This is a genomic window from Natrinema soli (assembly GCF_028618695.1).
In genome coordinates this window covers 1-10,762 of the sequence record NZ_JAQIVI010000358.1, presented here as the reverse complement: position 1 = coordinate 10,762, position 10,762 = coordinate 1, and the positions used below count along the sequence as shown (strand labels likewise).

Sequence of the window (10,762 nt, the reverse complement as noted above, 5' to 3'; positions counted from 1 at the left end):
GCTCGAGGCCCCCGACGGCGCGGACCTGCTCGCGGCCGCCCTCGACGTGGATCCGGCCCGCGACCGCGAGGCGATCGTGGATCTGTTTCGGGGGCTCGAGCTCGGGCCTGCGGACGACAGTACAGCGGGTGAGTAAAGCGGGATCGGTTCCCGGACCGCGAAACCGGGATGTCGAAATAATTAATGGATCGGCCGTGTAGCACCACGTATGGGATACTATAGTGGTCCAGACTACCCACGACTGGCGAAGCGAGGCTTCTTCCTCGGACTCGCCCTCTTCGTCGTGGGTGCGGGCAGCGAGTTAGTCGGACACGCGTTCTTCGGATCGCTCCCTCAGTGGGAGAACACGCTGTTTTTCGCGCTGACGATGATCGGCTTCGCTATCGGCTTTGCCTCGCCGTTCGTGTTCGGCATCATCATGCCGCTCACGGAGTAACGCGGCTGACGACTCGGTGCTTTTGTAACGGGCCCGTCTAACTGTCGACTATGCAAACCCACATCGTCCCGGTCGGCTTCGACTACGACCGGCTGATCGCGCCGCTCGTGCGCGATCAGATCGACGTCGACAGCGTCATCCTCCTCGAGGGAGCCGTCGGCAGCGAGGCCAACGTCGAGTACTCCCGGCATCTCTCGAAGAAACTCGAGACGGACTTCGAGAACCTGCTCGGTGCCCGGACGGAGCGGTTCGTCCTCGAGGACGTCTACGACTACGACGACGCCTTCGAGCAGGCATACGAACTCATCACGGCGGAACTCGACTCCGGCAACGAGGTCTGGGTCAACGTCGCCGCGATGCCCCGGACCGTGAGCTTCGCGTTCGCCAACGCGGCCCACTCGCTGATGGTCGAACGCCAGGAGGACCGCGAGGGGATCCACACCTACTACACCGCCCCCGAGAAGTACCTCGAGACCGAACTCGCCGAGGAGCTTCGCGAACAGATCTCGCTGCTCGAGGATCTCCGGCGAGATACCGATGACGGCCCCGCAGACGACCGGATCGCGACGCGCCTCGAGAGTGCTCGCGACCTGCTAGCCGAGTTCGACGAACGCGGAACGACCATCGGCGCGAAGGAGATCGACGGCAAGCACATCGTCGAGTTACCGGTCGCCTCCTTCTCGAACGTCAAGCCATTCGAAGAGCTGATTCTCTACAAGCTCGGCGAGGACGGCGAGTTCGACTCCGTTTCAGAACTGGCGGAGTCGCTGGCCCGCGAGCTGAACGAGGAGTACACCGACAGCTTCCGATCGAAGGTCATCTACAACGTCGACCGGCTGGGCCCCGGCGGCAAGGGGTACATCGAACGCGAGGAGCACGGCAAATCGTATCGGACCAGGCTTTCGCGGATCGGCGAGCTCTGGGTGCGGGCTCACTCCGACGACGGCTCGCAGTAATCCGCTCAGTAGCGGGGCCCACTCGAGCGGCGATTCTCCGTGTTCGGTCTCGTGGCGCTCATCCCTCCTTCCCTCGTGCGACCGAATCGATTGCCGACGAAACACCTAACACGGCTTCCGGGGCAAGGGGTACGTATGATCGAGTCCGTCGCAGTGAGCGATACTCCCTTCGCCGGCCCGCGCGGTACCGTTTTCGTAGGGGCCTCGTAGCCCCGTATCCCCACCCCGTTTCGACGGATGTATTGTCGCCGACCAGCATTCACAGCACAACGGCCGCTTTATGGACGATAGCCAACTTCACAGCCGGACGACGCACCGACGACGCCCGCGACGGGCGGTGAGAGCATGAGCATGGACGCGCCGGAACAGGACGACGAACCCAGCCTCGAGGGAGGCTACGATCCCGACGCAGTCGAATCCCGCTGGCAACGGCGCTGGATCGACGAGGACGTCTACGCCTACGAGGCCGACGAGGAGCGGGACCCGAACACGGTCTACGCGATCGACACGCCGCCGCCGACGGTTTCGGGCAGCCTGCACATGGGCCACCTCTACGGCTCGACCCTGCAGGACTTCGCGGCGCGCTTCCAGCGGATGCACGACGGCGACGTGCTCTTTCCCTTCGGCTACGACGACAACGGGATCGCGAGCGAGCGGTTGACCGAGTCCGAACTGGATATCCGCCATCAGGACTACGAGCGCCGGGAGTTTCAGGAGCTCTGCCGCGAGGTCTGTGCGGAGTACGAGGACGACTTCACGCGCAAGATGCAGAATCTCGGGACCTCGATCGACTGGAATAACACCTACAAGACGATCGAACCGCGCGTCCAGCGGATCTCGCAGCTATCGTTCCTCGACCTCTACGAGAAGGGGAGAGAGTACCGCAAGAAGGCGCCCGCGATCTGGTGTCCGGAGTGCGAAACGGCCATCTCGCAGGTCGAGATGGAAGACGAGGAGCGCGGTTCGCACTTCAACGACATCGCGTTCGAACTCGTCGGATCGGACGCGCCACGGGACGAGTTCGTCATCTCCACGACGCGTCCGGAACTCATCCCGGCCTGTGTCTCCGTCTTCGTCCACCCCGACGACGAAGAGAATCGGGATCTCATTGGCGAGACCGCTCGGATTCCGCTCTTCGGCCACGAGGTGCCGATCATCGAGGACGAGCGCGTCGACATGGAGAAAGGGAGCGGCGTCGTGATGTGCTGTACCTTCGGCGACCAGAACGACATCGAGTGGTACCAGGCCCACGACCTCCCGCTCCGGGTGGCCATCGACGAATCCGCGACGATGACCGACCTCGCCGGCCCCTACGAGGGCATGTCCACCGAGGAAGCCCGCGAGGCCATCGTCGAGGACCTCGAGGACGACGGCTCCCTGCGCGACCGCTGGGAAATCTCCCACGCGGTCCAGGTCCACGAGCGCTGCGACACCGCCGTCGAGTACCGCGTCTCCAAACAGTGGTACGTCGAGATTCTGGACCACAAGGAGGAGTACCTCGAGGCCGGCCGGGAGATGGACTGGTACCCCGAGAAGATGTTTACCCGCTACAAGCACTGGATCGAGGGCCTCGAGTGGGACTGGCTCATCTCGCGCCAGCGCGACTCGGGCATCCCGTTCCCGGTCTGGTACTGCGCGGACTGCGATCACGAAATCATGGCCGAGCGGACGGAGCTGCCGGTCGACCCGCTGAGCGACGAGCCACCCGTCTCGAGCTGTCCGGAGTGCGGTCACGACGAGTTCGAGGCCGAAGACGACGTCTTCGACACGTGGGCGACCTCCTCGCTGACGCCGCTGATCAACGCCGGCTGGGACTGGGACGCGGAGTCCGAGTCGTTCACGATGGATAACCCGGAGCTCTACCCGTTCGATCTGCGCCCGCAGGGCCACGACATCATCTCGTTCTGGCTGTTCCACACCGTCGTCAAGTGCTACGAGCACACCGGCGAGGTGCCCTTCGACGCGACGATGATCAACGGCCACGTCCTCGACGAGAACCGCGAGAAGATGTCCAAATCACGGGGTAACGTCGTCGAACCCGACGAAGTGCTCTCGGAGTACCCCGTCGACGCCGTCCGGTTCTGGGCGGCCAGCGCCGCTGTCGGCGACGATTTCCCGTATCAGGAGAAGGACCTCACCGCCGGCGAGAAGCTCCTGCGAAAGCTCTGGAACGCCTCCAAGCTCGTCGACACGCTCGCGCCCGCCCATCCCGACGAGCCCGCCGACCTCGAGGCGATCGATCGCTGGCTCCTCGCGGAACTCGACGACGCCGTCGCGGATCTGACCGCACACCTCGAGGACTACGAGTTCGCGAAGGCCCGCGACCGCCTGCGGACGTTCTTCTGGAACACGTTCTGCGACGACTACCTCGAAATCGCCAAGACCCGAGAGGACGAGCCGTCGACGCAGTATGCGCTGCGGACCGCGCATCGGACGTTCCTCGAGCTCTGGGCCCCGTTCTTGCCCCACGCGACGGAGGAGATCTGGCAGGCCGTCTACAGTGACGGGAGCGAGAACCTCGGCGAGAGCAGCATCCACACCCGCGACTGGCCCGACCCGCAGGGGTACGAGGCCGACCTCGCGGCCGGCGAGACCGCCATGGAGGTCATCTCCGCGCTGCGACGCTACAAGAGCGAGCACCAGTTGCCGCTGAACAGCGACCTCGAGTCGGTGGCCGTCTACGGGGCTATCGACGGCTTCGAAGACGCGATCAAGCACGTGATGCACGTGCGAGACCTCGCGGTGCTCGAGGAACCGCCGGAGATCACGACCGAGGTCGCGTCGATCGATCTCGACTACTCGTCGGTCGGCCCGAAGTTCGGGTCGAAGGTCGGCGAGATCGACGCCGGGATCGAGAGCGGCGAGTACGAAATCGATGACGATGCGGGCGTTCTCCGGGTCGCCGGCGAGGAACTCGCGGACGACCTCTTCGCGGTCGAACTCGAGCGAACCTACTCGGGTGAGGGCGAGATGATCGAGACCGAATCGGCGGTCCTCATCCTCGAGTAGGCCGCTTCTCCCTCGGTGTGGAATCGCCTCGCGGCTGGATACCACTGGATTTCTGGACAATCACATTCCAGAACAGATATTTTCCGACAGTTTTTCCCCCGTACAGAAGATTTATGACGATTTCTGCCAATCGTTTGGCGTGCTCTGCTGAAGTTGGATGGAGTCGATTCGTCGCCTATCGTCGCGTAAGCTGAGTACAGAGCACTATGAAGACAGATATATCAGACGCCAACGCTGCTGAAACCGATGCGACGCTACCGACCAACACGATTTTCGAGCTGCTGCTCGATGACCAGCGCCGGTACGCGTTGTACTACCTGTCACGGAAAGTGGGGGCCGTGAGCGTCGAGGAACTCGTCGATCGGATCGCCCACCGAGAGGGCAACCCGACCAGCGAACGCCTCGAGCAGATCGCCGTCGAGTTCCACCACAATCACCTTTGGAAGCTGGTCGACTCGAAGGTACTGCGATACGACGCGGACGCGGGGACGCTCGAGCGGCGGGCGGCGGCTCGCTCGCTCGATCCGTACCTCGAACTCGCGTTCGTCGCCGAGCTGTAAGCGAAACCGGCCGCTCGAGTCGGCAGCTACGGCCGACTCCCGGCGGCTTCGCACTTTTTGACCCGGATCGCGAGCGCGAGAAACAGCGCCAGGAGGACGAACGTCACTTCGCCGGCGGCGATTACGCCCAGCGCGTCGGCTTCGAGAAACATGGCTTCGTCGCGCCCGACGGGGATCATCGTGTGGTGGGGCTCGCCGACGACGGGGACGAAGTAGTCGACGAGCAGGTTGCTCCAGTACCAGACGGCGGCGACGGCGACGGCCCACACCGGAAAGTCGCTGATCCGGTAGAGGACGAAGGCCTGCACGACCATCGCGAGGTGACTCCAGAAGAGGAACTGGTACATCACCGGGGAGAGGTACGCGTAGGAATCCGCGAACGCGAGCAGCGTGTAGGGCGTCCACAGTCCGAGGACGACGTTGCCGAAAAACGCCAGCGCGGTGAGCCACGGCTGTTCGCGGCCCACCTTCCAGCAGGCGATTGCCAGTGCGATGAACAGCGTCGCGAGCGGACTGTCCGGAACCCAGGGCCAGAGCACGGTCGCGGTCTCGGTGAACTGTCCCGAGTAGTACCAGAAGCCGAAGGCCGTCCCCGCGAGGTTGATCGCCACGACGAGCCACGCGAACCGCAGCCCCAGCTCCTCGAGCGTCTTCGGCACGGGCGCGAGATAGCTCGGTAACGGCTCCCGGTCGGACAACCGACTCGTCACGGACATCGTTTCACTCGCCGTGAGGGTCGACACCCGCAAAACAGTAGCGGTTGGTGACTCTCAACCGAGCAGAGCGTCACTCGGCCGGTTCGTCCGCGTCGGCCTTCCGGCGCAGCCACTCGAGGCCGAGCGCCCCGCCGAGAAGGCCGGCACCGGACGTGAAGCCGGGCACGTTGTCGGCAACGATGTCGTTCTCGGTGTCCGTCTCGTTTCCAGCGTTCGTCTCGTTTCCAGCGTCCCCATCTCCGGCGGTTCCGTTCCCGTCATCGCCGTCGCCGACGGACTCTCCGTCGTCAGCAGCCGGATCGTCGTCCGGACAGGGGCACTCGTCTTCTTCGTCACTGTCGTCTTCACCGTCCTGCTGCTCGTCTCCCTCGTCGGACCCGCCTTCGTCGTCGGACCCGTCTTCGTTGTCGGACCCGCCTTCGTTGTCGGACTCGTCTTCGTCGTCGGACCCGTCTTGCTCGTCAGATCCGTCTCCCTCGTCGTTTCCGCCGTCCGTGTCGTCGTTCTCGTCACTCTCGTCGCTCTCGTCGGGCTGGTCGTCCGTGTCGGTTTCTTCGCGAAGCGCCACGAGTTCGCCGTCGTGCTCGACGTAGATCGTTTCGTCGCCGATCGCACAGATCAGTCCGACCGGCGCATCGTCTCTCGAGATCGCCCACTTCTCGGTTCCCTCGTATTTGTCGAGCGCAACGAGTTCATCGCTGTATTTCGGCCACGACGACATTCCATCCGACTCGTCTTCGAAGTAGGTATAGACGGTCTCCCCACTAATGACCGGTCGGCCGGCATCATAGAGGATCGGTATTTCCCAACTGTATTCGTCGCCGTCGATAGACGCGCCTTCCAGATACTGCGCGCTGATGCCGGTATAAATCTCCTCTCCAAGCGTCAGATCTCCGTACTCTGCCGCTCCGATCTCGAGGTGCTCACCCGTCTGTGCGTCGCGAATCCCCCGTTCGTAGAAACTAAACCTACCGAGGGCGACCGCAGCCGTAGTTGCACGGGTCTGAGCGGGCGTAAATCGCGTTTCGTACCGCCAGACTTCGGTCCCGGTTGCGGGTTCGATCGCCAAGGAAATTTCCCGCGTAGCGGCGTACACGACACCGTTTGCCGCAGCCACGGACGCGAAAAATTCGTATTCGTCCGCTCCGTCGGTAGTCGCGACCGAATCGATCTCCCAACGGACCGAACCGTCGTCGCTCTCGAGGGCGTACAGGGTCCCGTCGACGACGACGAACACGGCGCCGTAGGCGACCGTCTGGGTCTCGATCGGTTCCTCGGGATCGAACTCGGTCTGCCAGCGGACGCTGCCGTCCGCCACGTCGAGTGCGAAGAGTTCCTCACCCGTGACGTAGACGGTGTCGCCGACGACTGACGGATCGCTCACGTTGATATCGTCGTTCTTCCAGCGCAGCGACCCGTCCGTCGCGTCGTAAGCGGCGACGCCGAACGAACCCTGTTCGAACGTGTGCGTCGTGGGACCGGTCGCGTAGACGGTGCCGTCAGCGACGGCGACCGACGGGGACCCGACCGTCGGTATAAGTTCGTCGTCCGCGACGGTCCAGGCGACCTCGAGGTCGCCATCGAACTCGTGCCCGTCTTCGATGAATCGCGCGTGACCGGCATCGCCGGCGAACGACGGCCAGTCTTCGTCTTCCATCTCCGGATTTGGAGAGACGTTCGGATCCGGCAGCTCTGTGGCGTCGTCACCGTCGGATCCTGCACCGATCGAAGCGAGTCCACCGGCCGAAAGCGCTGCACCTGTCGCCAGTACCGAACGGCGATGCCATTCTTCCATGCCGCGATCTATACAGGATACTGTCGTTACTATCCTGTATCTAAGGTATAATTATAATCCCCGCAACTGTTTCGATCGACACCCCCCTACTTTAACGCGTCGCGTACGTCGATCGTCGCGTGTAGCGCAGTCCCGACGACCGATTACGAGTGACGCTCTCGACCGGCCACGAGATTGATCTCCCGCTCGAGCTCGCCTTCGCGATGGGCGGCGTGACGGTCAAGGCCCGACGCGACCGACTCGAGAGCGTCCTGCTCCCGCGACTACCGGAGCGCGGTTAGCTCGGTGTAGGCGTAGAAGTTCTGGGTCGAACTCCTGTCGCGGGCCCAGATTCCCTCGAGGACCTCGAAGGAGCCGCTGTCGTACGGCCAATCGGGATCCTCGTTGTAGGCGCCGCGGTCGTACTCTCCATCGGCGTCGATGAGGACGATGTACTCCTCACCGGCCTGCAGTGCGTGCTCGATCTGGAAGGTATCACTGGGACCAAGATCAGAGACGTCCGTCGTCGTGAGCGTGTTGCCGAGGCCGTCGGCGAGTTCCGCGGTATCCACGCCCGTGGTCTCTTCGGAGATCGTCAGCTCGAGGCCCGTGAGGTCTTCTTCGACCGAGATTCGAACGCCACTCGGAGCGGTCGTGTCGGGCGTCACTCGCGTGTCCGCGGGCCTGTCGACGGTCCCTGCCTCGTCATCGTCGCCGTCCGAGAGCGCGGACAGCGCGGTGTAAGCGTAGAAGTTCTGAGTCGAACTCCTGTCGCGGGCCCAGATACCCTCGAGGACCTCGAAGGAGCCACCGTCGTACGGCCAGTCGGGATCCTCGTTGTAGGCGCCGCGGTCGTACTCTCCATCGGCGCCGATGAGGACGATGTACTCCTCACCGGCCCGAAGAGCGTGCTCGATCTGGAACGTGTCGCCGGGACCGAGACCGGAGACGTCCGTCGTCGTGAGCGTGTTGCCGAGGCCGTCGGCGAGTTCCGCGGAGTCGGCGCCGGTGGTCTGCTCGGAGATCGTCAGCTCGAGGCCCGTGAGGTCTTCTTCGACCGAGATCCGGACGCCGCTCGGAGTGGCCGTATCGGGCGTTACTCGCGTGTCCGCGGGCCTGTTGACGGTCCCTGTGACGTCTCCGTCGCCGTCGCCCTCCGCGATCGCGGTTAGCTCGGTGTAGGCGTAGAAGTTCTGGGTCGAACTCCTGTCGCGGGCCCAGATACCTCGAAGGAGCCGCCGTCGTACGGCCAATCGGGATCCTCGTTGTAGGCGCCGCGGTCGTACTCTCCATCGGCGTCGATGAGGACGATGTACTCCTCACCGGCCTGCAGAGCATGCTCGATCTGGAACGTGTCGCCGGGACCGAGACCGGAGACGTCCGTCGTCGTGAGCGTGTTACCGAGGCCGTCGGCGAGCTCCGCGGTATCCGCGCCCGTGGTCTGCTCGGAGACGGTTAGCTCGAGTCCGACGAGGTCTTCTTTGACTGCGATTCGAACGCCACTCGGAGCGGTCGTGTCGGGCGTCACTCGCGTGTCCGCGGGCCTGTCGACGGTCCCTTCCCTCTGGACGTTATCATCGGAATCTGCTGCACTAACTCCGATCGAAGCGAGTCCGCTGATCGAAAGCGCTGCACCTGTCGCCAGTACTGAACGGCGATGCCATTCTGCCATGCACTCGTCGGCAAGGGGAGCAATTGTCATCACTATATAGTTGTTAGGATATAGTTTTCAATTGGACAACTGTTTCGGGCGGGGCGACGAGCCGCGAGCCGGCGGAATCCGGGTGTCCGGAAAGATGCCCCCAGTTGCCGTATCGCACACGACTCGGATCGAGAGTCTCGCTGCCGGGGAAAGTATCGGTCCGAAGCGTCGAGGGGGAGAGAAACGACTCCGACCGATCCTCACCCTTTAGCGGGTGGACGATGTCGATCGTCGCATGCACCCTGGAACCGCCGACCGAACTCGAGTCGCGCTCTCGACCGGCCACGAGATCGACCTCCCCCTCGAACTTTCCTTTGCGATCGGCGGCGTCACGGTCCCCGCGCGACGGCCGGTCCTTGAGTCCGTCTTGCCTGACGAACTCGCGCCGCTCGCGATCGCACCCGGCGTCGGCTGCGTCGCGCTCATCGGGATTCAGTACCACCGGGTCGGTGGCGGGGATCGAGACGAGACGGGCCTCGAGCCCTACGACGAGTTCGCCGTCATCATCCCGGCGGTCCGCGGGAGTCGAACGACCCTCCCGCTCGCACAGCTCGCGGACGGCGAAATGGGCGGCTACGTGCACTGGCTCCCGGTCACGACCGATCCCTCGGTCGCGCTCGGCCGCGAGTGCTGGGGCTATCCCAAGGAACGGGCCGACATCACGGTGACAGACGGCCCGAACGGGGTTCGAACCGTCGTCGACAGCGACTGCTATGGCGGGCGCGATACCGTCCGACTCGAGGTCTCCCGGCCCCGGCTCAGCCCTCGAGTGCGCGACTGGACGATGGCCAGTTTCACGCGCAAAGACGGAGATCTCCTGCGGACGAAAGCCCAGATTCGGGGCGAGGTGGCGATCGGAAGCGGGCCGTCAGTCGGGACGCGTCTCGAGGTCACGGCGGAGCTTGCACGGGAGCTCGGACTGTGGCAACGGCCGCTCACCCGACTGTACGGCTCGGACGTTCGAGCGCGTCTGTTCGAAGGCGAGCGGGTAGACGAGTAGCGTAGCGCCAGTGACGACACCGAACGGATCTGAACGAACCAGTTGCTCCTGCCGCCCGATTTCGGCTCTCGCGGCCGAACCGGTCCCAAAGAACACGCGTAAGTGCGGTGACTCCAAACCGGGTAGTATGACCGAGGAAACCGATCTCGAGGAACTCAGACGCGGCACCGATCTCGTCAAGCGCGGGTTCGCCCGGATGCAGAAGGGTGGCGTCATCATGGACGTCGTCGATCCCGAACAGGCCCGAATCGCCGAGGAGGCCGGCGCGGTCGCGGTGATGGCGCTGGAAGCCGTCCCCGCGGACATTCGCAAGCGCGGCGGCGTCGCGCGGATGGCGGATCCCGGTGACGTCGAAGAGATCGTCAATTCCGTCTCGATCCCCGTCATGGGGAAGGCCCGCATCGGCCACACGAAGGAGGCCCAGATCCTTGAGGCCGTCGGCGTGGACATGATCGACGAGAGCGAGGTGCTCACGCCGGCTGACGACGCCTACCACATCGACAAGCGCGAGTTCACCGCGCCGTTCGTTTGCGGCGCGCGCGACCTCGGCGAGGCCCTGCGCCGGATCGACGAGGGCGCGGCGATGATCCGAACGAAGGGCGAGGCCGG

10 protein-coding genes and 1 pseudogene are annotated in these 10,762 nt (G+C 64.2%); 7 read left to right on the top strand and 4 right to left on the bottom strand.

Going from position 1 to position 10,762, the window contains the following annotated elements; all coding sequences use genetic code 11:
• Positions 1–208 precede the first annotated feature (208 nt).
• From PGX04_RS20515 to PGX04_RS20500, 4 genes are all read left to right on the top strand, one after another.
• The gene (locus PGX04_RS20515; protein ID WP_273740207.1) at positions 209–436 is read left to right on the top strand and encodes a DUF7860 family protein; all 228 of its coding nucleotides are present in this window, start codon (positions 209–211) and stop codon (positions 434–436) included.
• 50 nt (positions 437–486) lie between these two features.
• Entirely contained in the window at positions 487–1,392 is a 906-nt protein-coding gene (locus tag PGX04_RS20510; RefSeq protein ID WP_273740206.1) for an HFX_2341 family transcriptional regulator, read from the top strand.
• 351 nt (positions 1,393–1,743) lie between these two features.
• Positions 1,744–4,401 (top strand): valine--tRNA ligase, encoded by a 2,658-nt coding sequence (locus tag PGX04_RS20505; RefSeq protein ID WP_273740208.1) that lies wholly within the window; start codon positions 1,744–1,746, stop codon positions 4,399–4,401.
• Positions 4,402–4,607: 206 nt separating this feature from the next.
• Positions 4,608–4,961 (top strand): DUF7344 domain-containing protein, encoded by a 354-nt coding sequence (locus PGX04_RS20500; protein WP_273740205.1) that lies wholly within the window; start codon positions 4,608–4,610, stop codon positions 4,959–4,961.
• Positions 4,962–4,987: 26 nt separating this feature from the next.
• Here the strand turns inward: PGX04_RS20500 and PGX04_RS20495 are convergent, their stop codons facing one another.
• Together PGX04_RS20495 and PGX04_RS20490 are read right to left on the bottom strand one after the other, a co-directional pair.
• On the bottom strand, positions 4,988–5,677 hold the full coding sequence (locus tag PGX04_RS20495) for a DUF1405 domain-containing protein (RefSeq protein WP_273740204.1): 690 nt from the start codon (positions 5,675–5,677) through the stop codon (positions 4,988–4,990).
• A gap of 70 nt (positions 5,678–5,747) precedes the next feature.
• Positions 5,748–7,472, bottom strand: a complete 1,725-nt coding sequence (locus tag PGX04_RS20490; RefSeq protein ID WP_273740203.1) for a PQQ-binding-like beta-propeller repeat protein — start codon at positions 7,470–7,472, stop codon at positions 5,748–5,750.
• A gap of 149 nt (positions 7,473–7,621) precedes the next feature.
• Here PGX04_RS20490 and PGX04_RS20485 point away from each other — a divergent pair.
• A pseudogene (locus PGX04_RS20485) lies at positions 7,622–7,726 on the top strand (acetoacetate decarboxylase family protein); the annotation flags it as partial.
• 9 nt (positions 7,727–7,735) lie between these two features.
• Here PGX04_RS20485 and PGX04_RS20480 read toward each other — a convergent pair.
• Positions 7,736–8,704 carry a hypothetical protein gene (locus PGX04_RS20480; RefSeq protein ID WP_273740202.1) on the bottom strand — a complete coding sequence of 323 codons (969 nt, stop codon included), beginning with the start codon at positions 8,702–8,704 and terminating at the stop codon, positions 7,736–7,738.
• On the bottom strand, positions 8,620–9,153 hold the full coding sequence (locus PGX04_RS20475) for a hypothetical protein (RefSeq protein ID WP_273740201.1): 534 nt from the start codon (positions 9,151–9,153) through the stop codon (positions 8,620–8,622). The genes PGX04_RS20480 and PGX04_RS20475 overlap by 85 nt, the downstream gene beginning before the upstream one ends.
• 235 nt (positions 9,154–9,388) lie before the next feature.
• On the opposite strand from PGX04_RS20475, the gene PGX04_RS20470 reads away from it, so the two are divergent.
• On the top strand, positions 9,389–10,153 hold the full coding sequence (locus tag PGX04_RS20470) for an acetoacetate decarboxylase family protein (protein ID WP_273740200.1): 765 nt from the start codon (positions 9,389–9,391) through the stop codon (positions 10,151–10,153).
• A 127-nt stretch (positions 10,154–10,280) separates the two neighbouring features.
• Positions 10,281–10,762, top strand: a 482-nt coding sequence (locus tag PGX04_RS20465; protein WP_465263829.1) for a beta/alpha barrel domain-containing protein, incomplete at its 3' end; no start/stop codon positions are given.

Bases quoted from the DNA above. Each gene is read 5' to 3' on its own strand.
- PGX04_RS20490 (WP_273740203.1), bottom strand. From the start codon at position 7,472: ATGGAAGAATGGCATCGCCGTTCGGTACTGGCGACAGGTGCAGCGCTT.
- PGX04_RS20510 (WP_273740206.1), top strand. From the start codon at position 487: ATGCAAACCCACATCGTCCCGGTCGGCTTCGACTACGACCGGCTGATC.
- PGX04_RS20470 (WP_273740200.1), top strand. From the start codon at position 9,389: ATGCACCCTGGAACCGCCGACCGAACTCGAGTCGCGCTCTCGACCGGC.
- PGX04_RS20495 (WP_273740204.1), bottom strand. From the start codon at position 5,677: ATGTCCGTGACGAGTCGGTTGTCCGACCGGGAGCCGTTACCGAGCTAT.
- PGX04_RS20505 (WP_273740208.1), top strand. From the start codon at position 1,744: ATGGACGCGCCGGAACAGGACGACGAACCCAGCCTCGAGGGAGGCTAC.
- PGX04_RS20475 (WP_273740201.1), bottom strand. From the start codon at position 9,153: ATGACAATTGCTCCCCTTGCCGACGAGTGCATGGCAGAATGGCATCGC.
- PGX04_RS20515 (WP_273740207.1), top strand. From the start codon at position 209: ATGGGATACTATAGTGGTCCAGACTACCCACGACTGGCGAAGCGAGGC.
- PGX04_RS20500 (WP_273740205.1), top strand. From the start codon at position 4,608: ATGAAGACAGATATATCAGACGCCAACGCTGCTGAAACCGATGCGACG.